General features: G+C 40.9%; 11 protein-coding genes and 5 pseudogenes. 5 read left to right on the top strand and 11 right to left on the bottom strand.

Going from position 1 to position 18,317, the window contains the following annotated elements; genetic code table 11:
- Positions 1–163: 163 nt before the first annotated feature.
- The 8 genes and pseudogenes from NST05_RS04740 to NST05_RS04705 form a co-directional block, all read right to left on the bottom strand.
- The gene (locus NST05_RS04740) at positions 164–682 is read right to left on the bottom strand and encodes a GNAT family N-acetyltransferase (RefSeq protein WP_011226187.1); all 519 of its coding nucleotides are present in this window, start codon (positions 680–682) and stop codon (positions 164–166) included.
- A gap of 16 nt (positions 683–698) precedes the next feature.
- Positions 699–1,742 (bottom strand): phenylalanine--tRNA ligase subunit alpha, encoded by a 1,044-nt coding sequence (gene pheS / locus NST05_RS04735; RefSeq protein WP_084828919.1) that lies wholly within the window; start codon positions 1,740–1,742, stop codon positions 699–701.
- Between the two features lie 619 nt (positions 1,743–2,361).
- Complete coding sequence (gene smc / locus NST05_RS04730; protein WP_084826040.1) at positions 2,362–5,895, bottom strand: chromosome segregation protein SMC; 3,534 nt, start codon at positions 5,893–5,895, stop codon at positions 2,362–2,364.
- Positions 5,896–5,897: 2 nt separating this feature from the next.
- Entirely contained in the window at positions 5,898–6,587 is a 690-nt protein-coding gene (gene rnc / locus NST05_RS04725) for a ribonuclease III (protein WP_002951139.1), read from the bottom strand.
- 156 nt (positions 6,588–6,743) lie between these two features.
- A complete protein-coding gene (gene dapA / locus NST05_RS04720; protein WP_014608458.1) occupies positions 6,744–7,679 on the bottom strand; it encodes a 4-hydroxy-tetrahydrodipicolinate synthase in 936 nt (311 codons plus the stop codon).
- 337 nt (positions 7,680–8,016) lie between these two features.
- Entirely contained in the window at positions 8,017–9,093 is a 1,077-nt protein-coding gene (locus NST05_RS04715; RefSeq protein WP_014621738.1) for an aspartate-semialdehyde dehydrogenase, read from the bottom strand.
- 296 nt (positions 9,094–9,389) lie between these two features.
- Positions 9,390–10,030 (bottom strand): annotated as a pseudogene (locus tag NST05_RS04710) (DNA alkylation repair protein).
- 191 nt (positions 10,031–10,221) lie between these two features.
- A complete protein-coding gene (locus tag NST05_RS04705; RefSeq protein ID WP_002951148.1) occupies positions 10,222–10,734 on the bottom strand; it encodes a GNAT family N-acetyltransferase in 513 nt (170 codons plus the stop codon).
- 158 nt (positions 10,735–10,892) lie between these two features.
- Between NST05_RS04705 and NST05_RS11040 the strand changes: the two genes are divergently transcribed.
- Complete coding sequence (locus NST05_RS11040) at positions 10,893–11,030, top strand: hypothetical protein (protein WP_002948564.1); 138 nt, start codon at positions 10,893–10,895, stop codon at positions 11,028–11,030.
- Positions 11,012–11,694: pseudogene (locus NST05_RS04700) on the top strand (transposase); the annotation flags it as partial. The gene NST05_RS11040 and the pseudogene NST05_RS04700, both read left to right, overlap by 19 nt.
- A 90-nt stretch (positions 11,695–11,784) precedes the next feature.
- Here NST05_RS04700 and cls read toward each other — a convergent pair.
- The 3 genes from cls to NST05_RS04685 form a co-directional block, all read right to left on the bottom strand.
- Positions 11,785–13,335 (bottom strand): cardiolipin synthase, encoded by a 1,551-nt coding sequence (gene cls / locus NST05_RS04695; RefSeq protein ID WP_340742985.1) that lies wholly within the window; start codon positions 13,333–13,335, stop codon positions 11,785–11,787.
- A gap of 88 nt (positions 13,336–13,423) precedes the next feature.
- The gene (gene uvrC, locus NST05_RS04690; protein WP_084828921.1) at positions 13,424–15,211 is read right to left on the bottom strand and encodes an excinuclease ABC subunit UvrC; all 1,788 of its coding nucleotides are present in this window, start codon (positions 15,209–15,211) and stop codon (positions 13,424–13,426) included.
- 59 nt (positions 15,212–15,270) lie between these two features.
- Positions 15,271–15,966 (bottom strand): YjjG family noncanonical pyrimidine nucleotidase, encoded by a 696-nt coding sequence (locus NST05_RS04685; protein WP_084828922.1) that lies wholly within the window; start codon positions 15,964–15,966, stop codon positions 15,271–15,273.
- 277 nt (positions 15,967–16,243) lie between these two features.
- Between NST05_RS04685 and sdaAB the strand changes: the two are divergent.
- The 3 pseudogenes from sdaAB to NST05_RS04670 form a co-directional block, all read left to right on the top strand.
- Positions 16,244–16,920 (top strand): annotated as a pseudogene (sdaAB, locus tag NST05_RS04680) (L-serine ammonia-lyase, iron-sulfur-dependent subunit beta).
- Positions 16,921–16,932: 12 nt separating this feature from the next.
- Positions 16,933–17,801, top strand: a pseudogene (gene sdaAA, locus NST05_RS04675) (L-serine ammonia-lyase, iron-sulfur-dependent, subunit alpha).
- 183 nt (positions 17,802–17,984) lie between these two features.
- Positions 17,985–18,217 (top strand): annotated as a pseudogene (locus tag NST05_RS04670) (IS30 family transposase); the annotation flags it as partial.
- Positions 18,218–18,317 lie beyond the last annotated feature (100 nt).

The following is an 18,317-nucleotide window of genomic DNA, read 5'->3' as shown; positions in this document are numbered from 1 at the left end:
AAACTATCAGTTCAACTGATAAATGTAAGAAGAACTTCAACCACTCTTAAGACGGGTTCAAATCCTTTCTGTAATTTAGGAATATCTGTATTTGATATATGAGGAAGACAAATTTATGCGTTTTATCGTCTTCTTAAAACCTCTCTATCAACTTCATTTAGGTTTATAGTTTCAATTTTAACAACCAATCGCGATCCACTTTACCATCACCGACAAGAAAATCGTGTTCTGCGAATTTTTCAAAGCCATATTTATCGTAAAAAATCTGTGCCTTGAAATTCCTTTCCCAAACACCTAACCAAGCCCAATCACAACCCAGGTCACGAGCTTCTTGCAAAGCAAACTCAAATAATCGCTTACCCAAGCCCATGCCTTGAAAGGCCTGACTGATATAAATACGCTGAATTTGAAAGGCATTGTCTAGGTGCTGCTCTGTTTGGGCAGATCCGACATTAGTTTTTAGAAAACCTGCCTTTACATCATCAACTATAATGAAAAAGTAACGCGATTCTTCATGAGTAATTTCATCGAGCAGAACTTCCTCAGACAGTGCTGTATCAAAGTAAGCTTGCAACTGGGATTCTGTATTATCATGAGCAAATGTCTCCCTAAAAGTATCTTCCGAAATAACTTTTAATTCTTCAACTTCTTCGGGAAGAACCTTTCGAATAACAACCGTCATGACAACCTCCTAAACCTTATTTAAACTGTTCTGAGAATCGAACGTCTCCTTGATAGAAACCACGGATGTCGTTGATACCATAGCGAAGCATGGCAATACGTTCTTGACCAAGACCAAAGGCGAAACCTGAATATTCTTCAGAATCAACACCTGACATCTCAAGCACTTGTGGGTGAACCATACCAGCACCAAGGATCTCAATCCAACCTGTCTTCTTGCATACGTTACATCCTTTACCACCACACTTGAAGCATGACACGTCAACCTCAACGGAAGGTTCAGTGAATGGGAAGTAAGAAGGACGCAAACGGATTTGACGTTCTGCACCAAACATTTTTTGAATAATCATCTCAAGCGTTCCCTTCAGATCACCCATTGAGATGTTTTTACCAACGACCAAACCTTCGATTTGGTGAAACTGGTGGCTGTGAGTCGCATCATCGGTATCACGACGGAAAACACGTCCTGGTGAGATCATCTTAAGAGGACCTTTAGAAAAATCATGTTTATCAAGTGTACGAGCTTGGACAGGACTTGTATGAGTGCGAAGCAAGATTTCTTCGGTAATGTAGAAAGTATCTTGCATGTCACGTGCTGGGTGATCCTTAGGCAAATTCATACGTTCAAAGTTATAGTAGTCTGTTTCAACTTCAAAACCATCAACAATTTGGAAGCCCATCCCCAAGAAAATATCTTCGATTTCTTCAGCTATTTGGCTAAGAATATGACGGTTACCAAGGTTTACTTGGCGACCTGGAAGGGTTACGTCAATACTTTCAGAGTCAAGTTGGGCTTGAATTTTAGCTGCTTCAACAACTTTAGCTGCTTCGTCAAAAGCTTCAGTCAAAACGTCACGAACTTCGTTGACCATTTTACCAACTGTAGGGCGTTCTTCACTAGGAAGGTCTTTAAGTCCCTTCAAAAGTTCCGTCAAAGAACCTTTTTTACCTAAAACTGCAACACGCAATTCTTGTAATTCCTTAGAGTGTTCACCACGCATTTCAGCCAATTTAGCCTGCGTTGAGGTTTTCAACTCTTGTAATTGTGTTTGTAAATCCATGATATTCCTTTCTGATATGACAATTTCGAATCGCAAACAAAAAAACACACGCCAAAACTCCAACCCGGAGCGTTGACACGCGGTACCATCCGTTTTTTATCTGGTTTCCCAGACCTTGATTCGTCAGCCGTTTTCATGAGTGAATTCGCCAAACTCCCCTTGAGGAGGCTTCCAGTCCATGACCCCCAATCCCTGTCAATTTCCATAAGGTTACTAGTCTCTACGACTTCTATTTAATTACCACCATTCTATCAAAAATTAGTTGTGCTTTCAAGTGCCTACAGTTACGTCAATTCAATAAGTTTTTTTGGAAACTATTCTTTTTGGAGAAATCATTCAGGTAATGCTCAATGCCCGTATCAGACAAGCCTAGTCTCAAACTGAAAAAGATGAGTGGTAAAATAAACAAAGAAAAAACTTCTTAGAATTGTAATATTTCAATCGAAAAAGACCAGCTGACCGCTTTCTCATAGTGGCAAAAATCCTGATCATAGCCACTGTTAGAGCATTTTACGCAATCGATTGCGTTTTTTTGAAAGTCATTTCAAATTTTTTTGAAACTATAAAAAAAGATAGTGATAAAGCTATCAACTATCTTTCATGAAATTATAATCTATTTTTAGTCAAAATCGAGGTCTTTTAGTTTAACTGAAACAATTTTTGAGACACCAGATTCCTGCATTGTCACCCCATAAATAGAGTCTGCTGCTGACATGGTTCCCTTACGGTGGGTAACTACGATAAATTGACTAGACTTGTCAAAACGATTGAGGTAGTCACCGAAGCGTTTAACATTGGCTTCATCCAAAGCCGCTTCTACTTCGTCTAGGACAACAAAAGGTATAGTCTTAACACGAATGATGGCAAAGAGAAGAGCCAAAGCTGACAAGGCCTTCTCACCACCTGACATAAGGTTAAGTGATTGAATTTTCTTACCTGGTGGCTGAACAGAAATTTCTACACCGGCCTCTAGGAGATTGTCTGAGGTCAAAATCAAATCTGCTGATCCGCCACCAAACATCTGGGTAAAGGTCTGTTTAAAGCTTTCACGGATAGCCTCGAAGGTTGCTTTAAAGCGAGATTTCACCTCACCATCCAAATCATTGATGGTATTCAGAAGGAGACCCTTAGCTTCAAGTAAATCATCCTTTTGACCATTCAAGAAATCGAGACGTTGCTTAACTTCTTCAAATTGGGCAATAGCCTCTACATTGACAGGGCCCAGAGCCTTAATCGAACGCTCAAGACTTTGAAGATTCTGGCGAGTTTGCTCAACATTCTCAAGAGGGGTAACCTGACCTTTGGCTGCTTCAAGCGTCATCTGGTAATCTTCAGCCAACTGAGTCGCAAACTTACGAAGCGACTGACTATTTTGACTTTCACGCTCTTCCAATCGAGTCTGTTGACGAATCAAATCTTCATTGCGGTTCCCCGCTTTAGCCAAACGCTCCTCCAAGTCCTCCAACTGACCTTCGTAGTCTTGCACTTGAATCTTGGCACGAACAAGTGCTTGTTCCAAATCGTCTTTACGTTGAACAGCTTCTTTATGCTGTGCTTGTAACTGCGGCAGACGATCAGTTTGATCCTCATCGACTTGGTTATTGAGGAGAGCCTTGAGACTGTCAGATTCCTTCGTTAATTCAGACAAGTCTGCTTGAAGACGATTACTTTCTGTCTTAGCAAAACGCAATTCCGCTTGCAAGTCGCGCTCCTTCAACTGGAGTTCAGATTGCCTGTCTAAGAGAGCTTGTTTTTGTTGGCCAAGGGCATCCTTATCTTCCTTAATTGCTTCGATACGGTCATTGATGGCCTCGAGCTTAGATGCAATTTGCGCTAACTCTGCCTTAAGTTGCTCAGACTTAGTTTGAAGATTTGCCCCTTCAGATCCCTGAGAACCCTGCTTGAAACTATCTACCAAGACTTGATTTTTCTCTACATCTGATAAGGCTTGCTGATACTCCAAGCCTAGCCTTTGCTCCTGCAGACGAGCATTTTCACCATCAACTTTGAAATCTTCTAGCGCTTTCTGTAAAGCCTTACGCTTTGTCTTAAGGGCTTCAACCTTAGCCTCACTATCACTTAATTGAGCCTTAATTTGGCTAATTTCAGTAGTTAATGCATCTAGTTCGGGCTTAATAAAGAGACTATTATTTTGCTTATTGGCACCACCGGCAAAGGCTCCACCAGGGCGGATTTCAGAGCCATCAAGAGTAACCATACGTACTTGAAAACGAACAGCTTGAGCAGCCTTATTGGCATTGTCGATGGTATTAAAGATTGCCGTTACACCTAAGATGTTTTGAAAAATATTAGCCAAACGTTCCTCGTAAGTGACCAAATCGGAAGCCATACCAATGAAACCAGGTGCATTGGCAAGAATTTGAGCAAATTGCCCATTCAGTTGACGTGGTTTGATGGTTGTCAATGGTAAGAAAGTCGCACGACCCTGACGATTACGTTTCAAGTAATCAATCGAACGCTTAGCTGCTGCTTCATCCTCAACAATGATGTTTTGCCCACTAGCTCCCATTGCAATTTCAAGAGCCGTCTGATAGCGCGTATCAAAGGTCAAGTGTTCACTAACAGCGCCAATAATTCCCTGAATGGATTGGGCATTTTGAAGAACGGACTTAACCCCTGCATAGAAATTACTATGATTTTTTTGAATAGACTCTAGACTTTGACGGCGAGCTTCTTTACTCTTAAGGTGATCCATGAGGTCAAACATCTTCGTTTGAGCTTCTTGATAGTCCTTATCGATGACTTGATAAGACTGATCCTTCTCTTTGTAGCTATTCAAGAGATTTTGAAGACTCGCTTGAGCTGCTTGATAAGCCTTTTGAGCTTCGCTAGCTACTTCCTGAGCAGAGAGCAAATAAGCTTGAGCCTGTTTATATTCTTCAGCCTGTGCCTCAAGTGCTTGTGTCTGACTTTCCATGTCGTGGGTGACCTGAGTTAGACTGTTGGAAACCTTAGCTTCCTCCTGCATAAGACTGACATAGTCTTCTCGCAAACGTTCAATAAGCGTATCTGGGTTATCAGAGAATTGCTCCAGATCTTTTTGAATGGCAGTCAGCTCCTGAGCAATAGTATTCAATTCAGCATTCAATTTAACTTGACGTTGGTTAACCTTATCAAGCGAAGCCTGTGCTTCTGCTTTCAAACTCTCTAGCTCGCTGAGACGAGCTGCTGTCTCTTCTTTTCTCTCGGAACGCTGCTGACTCTCCATGGTATAGAGATCAATTTGACGCTCAAAGTCACTAATAAGTCGTGTGACATCTACTAAGGTTTGTTGGTCAGAAGAAATTTGTTCTGAAATTTGGTGACGTTTTTGCTTGAGTTCTTGGTTCTCCGTCTCTAAACGATGACGTTCCTCATAATAGCTGGTTAATTTGTCCTTGACCTCTGCCAAATCTTCTTGTGTTTGGGTTAAGTCAGATTTTCCAACTTCAATATCATGCACTAAAAGGTTAAGCAGGGTCTGTCTACGCTCTCCATCGAGTTCTAAGTAGCATTTTGCTGTCGCTGCTTGCTTTTCAAGTGGTTTAACCTGACCATCTAGCTCATAGATGATATCTTCCAATCGATCAAGATTATCCTGAGTTTGATTAAGCTTGCTTTCGGTTTCTTTCTTACGTATCTTATATTTAAGAATACCTGCAGCTTCCTCGAAAATAGCACGGCGATCCTCAGGTTTGGCATTAAAAATAGCCTCAACACGACCTTGAGAAATAATAGAAAAAGAATCACGCCCAAGACCAGTATCCATGAAGAGGTCATGAATATCACGCAGACGAACCTTCTTACCATCGATCAAGTAGTCATTGTCACCATTTCGATAAATATGACGTTCCACACGAATGGTTTCACCAACACCTGCGATAAAGCCGTCACTGTTATCAAGAGTGACCGCTACTTCCGCGTAGTTAAGAGCTTTACGGACCTCTGTACCTGCGAAAATAACATCTGGCATCTTGCCCCCACGCAAACTCTTTGCAGAGGATTCGCCCAGTGCCCAACGCAGGCTCTCTGTAATATTTGATTTTCCCGATCCATTTGGACCTACAACGGCTGTTACTCCTTTGTCAAATACGACCTTCGTCTTATCCGCAAAGGACTTAAAGCCCTGCATTTCAATTGATTTCAAGTACATGCTTAATTACCTAGTTGTTCAAGGGCAGACTTCGCTGCTGCCTGTTCAGCTAATTTCTTTGATTTTCCGAGACCAGTGCTGAGTTCCTTACCATCAACAGCTACCTGCATAGTAAATTCCTTAGCATGAGCAGGTCCAGACTCATCGATAACAGTATAAGTAATATCAACCTTACCATTGACCTGGAGACGCTCTTGAAGCGCCGTCTTATAGTCTATTACTCGGTCAAAGTTCCCCTTTTCAACCTGAGGAATCATGACCTGATTCAAAAATTTCTCAACAGCAGGCAAACCTTGATCCAGATAGAGAGCTCCAAGGAAGGCTTCCCAGAGATCACCGAGAATGGTGGCACGCTCACGACCACCAGATTTTTCTTCACCTTTACCAAGACGAATATACTGCTCGAATCCGCAAGCCTTTGTAAATCCGGCTAAGCTCTCTTCACGAACGATAGTACTACGCATCTTAGACATTTCCCCCTCCGGTTTGTTAGGATAACGATTGTAAAGGTAAACAGAAATGACTAATTGCAGAGCCGCGTCTCCTAAAAATTCCAAACGTTCATTATGTGAAATGTTTAGGAGGCGGTGCTCATTGGCATATGAGGTATGTGTAAATGCGGTTTCTAAAAGGTCCTTTTGGCTAAAAACAATACCAAAGTCCTGTTCAAGTTTTTGTTCAAGTTGATTCATAAAACATCCTTTCTTTTTAAACACACTAACTATAATTATATCAAAAAAAGCAGATTTTCATGATGGAAAAACTGCTTTTAGTAGCTATATCTGCGGATTTAGTGAGAGGTAACCAATTGCACTAAAAAAAGCTAAGCAATGCTCAACTTCATTTTCTTAATAATCTGGACGAACAACACCTGTAACGGTTTCACGTGTTGCTTCGACATCTTCTTCAAGGACAACCTTGATGATACGTTTAGCTTCTTCTGAAGTACATGCAACCAATGGCAAACGAAGTGGTCCAACTTCCAAACCAAGATGGTTGAGAACAGCCTTGACAGGTGCAGGACTTGGTACTGAGAAGAGAGCGTTAACTTTAGGAATGAATTTACGTTGGATAGCTGCTGCCGTCTTGAGGTCACTATTTTCAATAGCTTTAAGCATGGCATGCATCTCATCACCATTTGTATGAGAGGCTACTGAGATAACACCATTAGCTCCAAGGTTCATTGCGTGGAAGGCATCTCCATCTTCACCAGTATAAACTAAGAAATCTTCAGGTTTGTGCTCAATAAGGTAGGCCATGTTGGCAAGACTGGTACATTCTTTAACACCAATGATATTTGGATGTTCAGCCAAACGAAGCATGGTATCTGGAGTCATTTCAACAACTACACGACCAGGAATGTTGTAGATGATAATTGGCAAATCAGAAGCATCTGCAATAGCTTTGAAATGTTGGTACATACCTTCTTGTGATGGCTTGTTGTAGTAAGGCACGATAGCAAGACCTGCTGCGAAACCACCAAATTTAGCAACTTCTTTAGCAAACTCGATAGAGTCACGCGTATCGTTGGTACCGACACCAGCAATCAGTGGTACACGACCATTGACAATCTTTTGAACAGCCGCAAAGAGTTCCAACTCCTCATCATGAGTAAGCGTTGGGCTTTCAGCAGTTGTTCCTGCCAAAAGAAGAGCTTCCGTATGGTGAGCCAATAGATGCTCAATCAAGTCTGGAAGAGCATCATAGTTGATAGATCCATCCTCATGGAAAGGTGTAATTAGGGCTGTGATCAGTTTGACATCTCTTAATTGATCAATTGACATAGTATTCTCCTTCAACCGTTTTCTAATCCTTTCCATTTTACCATAATTTTGACCAGACAGACAGATAAGTTGACAATTTTCTGAAAACGTGATGTCACATTGTTTCCAATTTTTGGTGATTTACACAAAAAAATAGAGAGATATGTCTACCTGTTTCATTGCAATCAGCTTTAAGTTAGTATTAACATACAACACTAAAACCTTACTAGTCCCTAAGCCATGGCGCAGTGGTTAATTGGAAACATTCATGTTTACAACATTCGTACTTCCTAATCAACTGTTCGGGGGCGAAACTACGAAATCAAACTCTTCGAGTTACTGATTTCTGTTTCGCTCCCTATTTCAATTCAAATTTTAATTCTGATGTTGGGCGTACAAGTCCACGTTCGTGTAGAGTTTCTGCAATTTGGACTGAGTTCCAAGCAGCACCTTTGAGGAGGTTATCTGAAACAACCCACATGTGTATACCTTTTTCAGCATCCAAGTCTTTACGGATACGTCCGACAAAGGTATCACGTGATCCAACAGCATTAACGGCTTGTGGGTAGACTTGGCTTGCAACGTCATCTTCAAGGACCGCACCTGGGAATGCTGCAATAGCGGCTTTCACTTCATCAATTGGTGCCACTTCTTTTGTTTCAATGTAGACAGACTCTGAGTGAGCTGACAAGACTGGAATACGTACACATGTTGCTGATACGGCAATGCTATCGTCTTCCATGATTTTCTTAGTTTCGTTTGTCATCTTCATTTCTTCGTAAGTATAGTCATTTTCAGTGAAGACATCTATTTGAGCCAAGGCGTTAAAGGCGATTGGGTAATGCTTCTTATCGCCACCACATGGCAAGATTTCAGCTTTAACATCACGTGGGTTAACGCCGTCATTCAAAACTTCTTTCAACTCACGTTGTGTTTCAAGGATTGCTCCCATACCAGCACCTGATACAGCTTGATAAGTTGACACGATGATACGGTCCAAGCCCCATTTTTGACGAACTGGCTCAAGTGCCACCATCATTTGGATAGTTGAACAGTTAGGACAAGCGATAATACCGTTGTGAGCATCAAGCGCATGTGCATTGACCTCAGGTACAACCAATGGCACATCTGGATTTTGACGGAAGTAAGATGTGTTATCAACGACTACTGCACCGGCTTTAACAGCGTATGGTGCATATTTAGCAGAGGTAGATCCACCAGCTGAGAAAAGTGCAATGTCTACACCTTCAAATGCGTCTTCCGTCGTTTCTTCGATGGTCACGTCTTGACCTTTAAACTGCAAGACTTTTCCTGCAGAACGAGCAGACGCAAGGTAGCGAATTTTATCGATTGGAAGTGGTGATTCTTCCAACATTTTGATCATTTGAGCACCAACGGCACCTGTAGCACCGACAACAGCGACTGTGTATCCCATAGTAAAACCTCTTTTGGAATTTTCTATCAATTTAGTTTAATAAATCTATTATACTATGTTTAAACCCAGTTGAAAAGGGTTAAAAGAGCAAGAATAACAGAAAAATCCCCTACCAAACGGCAAGGGATAAGAGGCATCTTTCGATGAGAGTAGCAGGTTCACACAACTACTCAAGGTCCGCTCCTGCGTTACAATTTAATGTTGACCTCCTCAGCGCAAAAGGCTCTAAAGAGCCAATCGACTCATCGCATACTCCTATTCTAACATAATAGGTAACAGAGTCAAGCGGTTGAGTTCTACAAATACTTTCTTGCTTCCCTAATACTAAGAGATGTCATTTGACTAGCATGGTGATCAATAAATCACGGACCCAATCAGGATTTACCTTTGAATAATTGCGCAAGCTCCAACCGAAAGCCTTGGTAATGAAAAACTCAGTCTGTCCAAAGTTATTACAAATAACCTCAGCTAAAAGGTCTGTATCTGTCAATTCTTTACGTATAAGCTGGTGGTCAATGGCAATACGTCTCAACCAAAAATCCTCATCCAGACTCCATTGGCGCATGAAGTCCTTAGTTTCTGGATAGTGAAAAGTAATCTCCCCGATAATACGGTCTAATTGATCTATACTATCCCACCATGATTTGGTTTGAGCTAATTCCTTTAGCTTTGAAAAATCTTCAGGTCTAAACTCCTTCTTCTTTTTTTCCAGATAATCCATAGCAATATATTGAAACTCACGGTAGGGGTGTTGCCAACACTCTTCCATAAAAGTCCAGTCAATTGGATCCTTAATAAAAGGCTTAAAAAACTCTCTTTCAATCTTTCTGAGAATTGTTTTTTTGAACGCCAAGAAACCTGAATTTATTTTTCATATAGGCTTCCATGTGTGTACTTTAGCTGAGTCAACTTGGTCCTCTTACAGTTTTAAAAGGATTTTTACCCATTTAGAAGGTTTCTGAGGCAATAGTCGGGCACTTGTTGTTTGGGACGTATAGGCTCCTTTACTACAAAGAAATTGGTTCACAGTTTAGAGCTTTTTCTACAGTTTCTCAAATATTAGTATCAATCTATCATTGTCAGATTGCATAATTAATTTGTCAACTTTGACTAGAGATTTCCAGACTTCTACCGTATTTTTCTGACAGGACCATCTATGGTCTTTTGCATCCAGACGATATCATGCCATTGTTCAAACTTGTAACCAACTTTTGGAAAATGAGCCACTTGGATATAACCGCGTTTTTCATGCATGGCAATACTAGCCTCGTTCGGAACAGCAATACAGGCTAAGAATCGCAAAAAGCCTCGTTTTTCAAGTTCCTCTTCGAGAGCACCATAGAGCTGGCTCCCCAAACCCCGACCACGCGCATCTTCATTCAGATAGATAGACAATTCTGTCGTCCAATCATAGGCTGTTCGAGCATAGTAGGTTGAGGCATAAGCATAACCGAGAACTTGTCCATCCTCTTCTGCTACTAGATAGGGGTATCTTTCAATCGTATTGCTGATGCGTTTTTCAAACTCTTGAACACTGGGAACCTCATATTCAAAGGTAATCGCCGTCTTCTCAACATAGGGTGCATATATGGCCTGAATAGCTTGTGCATCAGCCAAGTTGGCTGGACGAATGGTTATCATCAATTTCTCCTTCGACTTCATTATCTTTATTTTAAACGGCTCTATAATTTCTGTAGTGGGTAAAACTACTGTAGGGATTATAGATCTTTTTGAGTGTACACAAAAAGTCCCATAAGAACTATAATGAAAAGCAACCAAACCATCATTAGGAAGAACTCATGAGGCTTATTAAGAATACCACAGAATTAATCGGAATTAAAGACCCTAACATCATTATTTCTCTTGTTTTTGAAACGGATACTCATATCGAGGTTCAAGCAAAACTGGATTATCCTGTATACGAAACTACTTTTTGAAGTATCCATTGAAAATCCGACAAAAGGTAAGGTTTATCACGATGGATATGTCTGGAGCTTATATTCCACTGGCTCGCAAACTCTTTCCTAACGCCAAAATCGTTCCTGATCGATTTCACATTATCCAGAACCTTGGACGTGCCTTTTTAAAGACAAGAATTGCCATTATGAACCAGTTTAATAAGAATTCACTACCTTATTGAGATTTAAAAAATCACTGGCGACTTTTTCAAAAGGACAGTCGTAAGCTATCTCTCAACTCCTTCTATTCAAAGACCTTCAGACAAACTTTAGTACCACATGGAATCATTGAGAAGACATTGGTCTTTTCAGAAGAGATCGCTAATGCCTACAAACTTTATCAGCTTTTACTTTTTCACTTTCAGGAGAAGAGAGTAGATTAGTTCTTTGAGTTAATAGAGGAGAACACAAGCAAGGTCAACCACTACTTTCAAACGGTCTTTAGGACTTTTCTTAGACACAAGAAATCCATCAAGAATGTGCTAGAAACAGACTATTCAAACGCAAAACTCGAAGCGACTAACAAGTTGATTAAAGACATCAAACGGTTGGGCTTTGGTTTTAGAAACTTCATCAACTTTAGGAAGCGTGTCTTCATCACTCTGAACATACAAAAAGAGAAAACCTATCCGGTCCTCTCTAGATATTAGCTTTTCGTCACCCACTACAGTTGACAAGAAGCCTTTTAAACTTTAAAAAAAGAGGGCTCAACCCTCTTCTTACAAAAATGACATTACATCAATGGCGCAACTAGTCTGGCCAATAAACCTAGAGTCTTTTGATAGAATGGAAGATTTTTAACATCAGTCGTGCTGACTCGGTGACACTGGTCTTTTGTCGCTTGGAAATCTTCCTCAATAGCAAGAACCGAAGAAGTCCCATAAAGATAGGTCGCACACTCAAAATGATGATATAGACTTCGGTAATCTAAATTAATCGTTCCTACAACAGCCCTACTATTATCACTTACAAAGACCTTAGCATGAATAAATCCAGGGGTGTACTCATAGATTTTAACGCCAGAGGCCAGCAGTGTTGGGTAGTAGGTCTTAGCTAGGTAGTAGGCTGACTTTTTATCAGGAATGCCAGGCATGATGATAATAACGTCTACCCCACGCTCAGCCGCAAATTTCAATGCATGTAATAACTCACCATCTAAAATAAGATAAGGTGTCATGATATGAACAAAATCACGGGCATGGTTAAGAATATCAATATAGACATTCTTACCAACTTTATCCTTGTCTAATGGAATATCTCCATAAGGAACAACAAAGCCAAGAGTGTCAAAGCACTCATGTTCAACCATATACGGTGTCACATCTAGCAGTTCATGAGAGTAGGTCCACATCTGCAGAAATAGGACTATGAAAGTATCAACCGCTGGCCCCTCCAGCATAAGGGCAGTATCTTTCCAATAACCAAAACGCTCAATCTTGTTAATATACTCGTCAGCTAAATTAACCCCACCTGTGAAAGCAACCTTACCATCAATCAGCAAAATTTTTCTATGGTCACGGTAATTATAATAGGTCGACAAGAATGGCGTCACTGATGCAAAAACACGAGACTGAATGCCTATATTTTGCAAACGTTTCTTATAGTCGAAACTTAAGGTTGAGAATTCATTCATGCCATCATACAGTACTCGAACTTCCACCCCTTCTTGAACCTTCTGTTTCAAGATTGCTAGGATTTCACCCCACATCTCACCTTCACCAATGATGAAATATTCTAAGAAAATATACTTCTCTGCTTTAAGGAGCTGTTTCTTCATTTCTTCAAACTTGTCTTCACCACTTGGGAAATAGGTCGTCTTCGTGTGACGATAAACTGGAAAAGAACCATTCACATTTTCAAGATATTGGACCAAGTTATAGTTGCTCGTGTGACACTGCTTAAGCTCTTCGAGGGCCTGATTATCCTGTTTCAGAATACCAGAACTGCGGTCAATATTGCTCTGAATAGCACGCTTCATCCCTGTGTAACCTATATCAAGTTTCGTGTAAGCCAAGAGCAGGGCTCCGATAATTGGAAAAGGCAATACAATCAGGAGCCAAGTGTTGATGGCTGTTGGTTCCATATCACTTTGGAAGAGATAGATAATGGCCAGAATACAAAGGACTACTTCTGTTACTTGCAGGTGTATCCTATATTGATACAACCAGAGGTAAGACATGGCCACAACAACAAGCTGCAGTATAATGATTAAGAAGATAATCGTAGTACGACTAAATATTCCACGAAGAAAGCCTCGACGACTCTTATCATAAAGACGTTCAATTTTAGCTTCGTTTTTGATAGCATGACTCCTTTCCCTTTTTAAATCATCTTATTATAACAAAAAATGACTTAATTAATTTAAATTTTCTTTAATGACTATCTTGGCTCAACTTATCTAATAAAGCTTGAGCTACTTTTTTAGGAATTCCAAGAGCTTGGATGTCTTCGACACTGGCTTGTTGGATAGCTGTCATTGATTTGAAGTTTTTGAGGAGTTTTTGTTGGCGTTTAGGTCCCAACCCCTCCACGCCATCAAGTTTGGAACTGAAACTATTCTTACTACGGACTTGTCGATGGAAGGTGATGGCAAAGCGGTGTACTTCATCCTGAATACGGTGAAGGAGGAAAAATTCCTCGGATTGACGTGGCAAATCAATGACTCGCAAAGGATCTCCAAAGAGCAATTCATTGGTTTGGTGCTTGTCATTTTTCTGAAGACCTGCAACCGGGATAGATAGATTCAGCTCATTACGAAGCACGTCCTTAGCGACATTGACCTGACCTTGACCACCATCCATGATAATGAGGTCTGGTGGGGTTAGACCATCACGTTTGACACGACTATAACGGCGACGAATGACCTCACGCATGCTGGCATAATCGTCAGGACCTTCAACCGTCTTAATCTTGTATTTGCGGTACTCTTTTTTATTAGGTTTGCCGTTCTCAAAAACGACCATGGCAGATACAGGGCTCGTTCCCATGATGTTAGAGTTATCGAAGGACTCGATGCGAACCGGTGTCGGAATTCCCATGAGTTTGCCTAGATTTTCAATGGCTCCTTGGGTCTTGGCTATATCTTTTTCAAGAAGATCAAATTTTTGAGTCAGGCTGACACGGGCATTTTTCGTTGCCAGATTAACCAACTGCTTTTTCTCGCCTCTTTGCGGTTTAAAAACCTTGACTTCATCTCCGACCAGAGCTTCGACAGACTCTTGATCAATATCTCCAGGAATAAAAATTTCCCTAGGCTTAAGATGACGACTATCCAGGTAAAATTGACCCATATAGGTCAGAAAATCTTCCTCAGCATCATTATAGTAAGGGAACATATTGACATCACGCTGGATGAGTTTTCCTTGGCGAACAAAGAAAACTTGAACACACATCCAACCCTTGTCCACGTAGTAACCGAAGATATCACGGTCCTGCATGTCCTGACGAATAACCCTTTGCTTGGTCCTCAGTGTCGATACCGCCTCAATCAGATCTCGATATTCTGCTGCCCGCTCAAACTCCATCTGATCAGACATGTCCTTCATCTTGGCCTTAAGCTGGTTAACGATTTTATCATCATAACCGTTTAGAAAATTCTTGACATCCTCAACCAAATCTTGCCAATAGTCCTCAGTGGTGTGACAGATGGTGTGGGCATTACATTGGCCAATATGGTAATAGAAACAGACCTTGTTAGCAGGATTTTTACATTTCTTAAAGGGGAAAATACGGTCCAACAGCTTCTTGATTTCATTGGCTGCACCAGAGTCTGGGTAAGGACCAAAATAGAGACCACCATCCTTCTTAACCTGGCGGGTAATCAAGAGCCTTGGATAGAATTCCTTAGTAATCTTGATAAATGGATAAGACTTGCCATCCTTGAGGCGGATGTTGAATTTGGGCATATTCTCTTGGATGAGGTTAATTTCCAAAAGCAAGGCCTCGATATTAGACTCGGTAACGATAAATTCAAAGTCTGCAATCTCGGATACCAGAAGCTCCGTCTTGGTATCATGACTTCCACGAAAATAGCTACGCACACGATTTTTTAGATTTTTAGCCTTACCGACATAGATAATATTGCCAAATTTGTCCTTATGGAGATAACATCCCGGGTTGTTTGGGAGCAATTCCAACTTATGTTTAATCAGATCGTTCATGCCCTCATTGTAACAAAAAAAGAGCAGAAAAGCTCTTCGAAATCATGGCTATCATAGCTCTACTTAGACAAAATTTTCAGGATTTCCTCATAGTTTTTGACTTGATAGGTTGGAACAGCTGGAGTCTTATTGACTAGGTTCCTTGGATTGAACCAGACACTATCAATGCCTGCATTATTACCACCTTGGATATCAGCAGTTAGACTATCACCAATTATGAAAGCTGAGCTTGGATGAAAATCATGGACCTGATTGGTAATTTTAACAAAAAAGTCTGTAGATGGTTTGTGGGCACCCACCTCATCAGAGATGAAAATATCGTCGAAGAAAGGTAAGATACTTGAAGCCTGCAGGCGGAAATGTTGGATAAAACCAACTCCATTAGTTGCTGCATAAATCTTATGACCACGATCTTTGACGTTTGATAAGAAAGCATGGGCCTGAGGCAACTCCTGCCCCTGCTGACTCAAGAAATGTTGGTAACGGCCTGCTAAGTGACTGCCATCAACCTCCTGTCCAAAATGGTCAAAAAGACGAGAAAAGCGCGTGCGAAGCAATTCAGGTTTTGTAATCAAACCATGGTTGAGGTCCTCCCACATGGAACGGTTCATGGGAATATAGTAGTCCTTGTAAACCTTGATTTCTTGGGAAGCCACACCAGCCTCTTCTAGTAGGAAAGTTAAGGCCAAATCTTCAGCACGGTCAAAATCTAGGAGAGTGTGGTCGAGGTCAAAAAGTAAATGGGTGTAGGTCATAACAGATCCTTTCTGACAGTTAAAACATCAATGTTTATTATACCATAATCTAGCTCTATACAAACAAAGCAACACAAAAGGACGACCCGCAGGCCGCCCTCTCTGATTTATGAAAAATAGGTATTGCTTACTTAATAGACTACCATTATATCTGTTAAAGCTTAAAGAAACATTAAGATAGGATGTTTTTTATTTTAAAATACAATTTTGCTTAAGCAGCTAATATCACTAATTCATGGTATACTGGGAATACAAGATTAATCAGACGAGGCGTGTTATGAAAAATTTAAAATTTCAATCCGTTTTCGACATCATCGGTCCTGTCATGGTAGGGCCTTCCTCAAGCCATACTGCAGGAGCTGTTCGTATCGGAAAAATTGTTTCGGCAATCTTTGGTGATGCACCCACTGAAGTAGAATTTCAACTTTTTAATTCCTTTGCAAAAACCTATCGAGGTCATGGGACAGATGTGGCTCTTGTGGCTGGTATTTTAGGTGTGGAAACTGATGATCCTGATATTCCGCATGCGCTTGATATTGCACACGAAAAAGGTATTAAGGTCTACTGGAAGATCAACAAAGACAGCAATGCACCGCATCCTAACACCACTCGTATTACACTAAAAAATGCTACAAAAACTATCTCTGCCACTGGTATTTCCATCGGTGGAGGGAATATCCAAGTGACTGAACTCAATGGTTTTGCGGTCAACCTCAAAATGAATACACCTACACTTATCATTGTTCACCAAGATGTTCCAGGAATGGTTTGGTTGCTCTTGTGACTGATATTTTATCTCGTTATGGTATCAATATTGCTCAGATGACTGTCACTCGAGAAAATGCTGGTGAGAAGGCTATTATGATTATAGAAATTGACTCGCACCAGTGTGATGAAGCTGTCGCTGATATCGCAAGAATTCCAAATTTGCATAATGTGAATTTTTTCAGTTAAGAGGAGATTTCCATGTTTTACACTATTGAAGAATTGGTTCAACAAGCTGACCGTGATTACCAAGGTAATATTGCTGAACTCATGATTGCCACAGAAACAGAGCTATCTGGACGTGACCGTTCTGAAATCTTAGAGCTCATGACACGAAATCTCGAAGTGATGAAAAATTCTGTTCAGACTGGTTTGTCCCCAGAGAAATCACCGACAGGCTTAACTGGGGGGACGCTGCCAAACTGGATGCCTACATCAAAAGAGGGAAGACTTTGGCTGACTCTGCTGTCTTAGGGGCTGCAAGAAATGCTATGGCCGTCAATGAATCTAACGCCAAAATGGGATTAGTTTGTGCTACTCCAACGGCTGGTTCAGCAGGTTGTTTGCCCGCTGTTCTAACTGTTGCTATCGAAAAATTAGGCTTGAACGAATCACAGCAACTGGATTTCCTCTTCACTGCTGGAGCATTTGGTCTAGTCATCGCCAATAAGACCTCAATTTCTGGAGCAGAGGGAGGATGTCAAGCCGAAGTTGGGTCTGCCTCTGCTATGGCTGCAGCGGCTATTACAATGGCTGCTGGTGGAACACCTTTTCAAGCTAGCCAAGCCATTTGCTTCGTACTAAAAAATATGTTGGGACTCATTTGCGACCCTGTAGCTGGATTAGTCGAAGTTCCTTGTGTCAAACGTAATGCTATGGGAGCAAGCTTTGCCCTAGTAGCTGCCGACATGGTTTTGGCAGGTATCACATCTGCCATTCCAGTAGACCAAGTTGTTGACGCTATGTATCAGGTCGGTTCAGCTATGCCAACTGCCTTTCGTGAAACTGCCGAAGGTGGCTTAGCAGCAACACCAAAAGGAAAAGCACTAGGAAAAGAAATCTTTGGTTGAGAATCAGTCAACGTCCATAAATTACGAATTCAAAACTATAAAAGGCAAACATCTGCTATTAAGATGTTTGCTTTCATTCTGAGATCATCAATTATATGATACTCTTCAGTTAATAATAACGTCCAAAAGTAAAAAGAGGGCTTAAAGTTAAAGATACGATATTAATAAGAAAAGTTACAATCCATAATAGGTTTGAAACCTTGCTAAATTGCAAATAAACTTAGTGTCCATAAGTCTACTATTTCAAGAGAGTTAAGATGATGACAAAATGATTATTCCGCAGCCTTAGCACAGGAACTGTACGACCACATAGCTAAGTAAAAAGTCGGAAGTCTCGTTCGATATCAAAGTTGAAAATAGAGATTGAGAACGGTTTAAAATCCTCCTGGTCGCCTGAATGGATTTGTGACTGCTATCTCTGATGAGGCTTTTAACAAGGCTTTATACGATATCAATCACCGACCATGAAAATGTTTAGCCTTCAGAACTGCTTGTGAAGATCTAGAGGATGAGTCA

Source organism: Streptococcus sp. FSL E2-3494 (assembly GCF_038007085.1).
Classification (GTDB): Bacteria; Bacillota; Bacilli; order Lactobacillales; family Streptococcaceae; genus Streptococcus; species Streptococcus thermophilus.
Note: the sequence above shows the minus strand (reverse complement) of the source record. Positions and strands in the feature narration are given on the sequence as shown.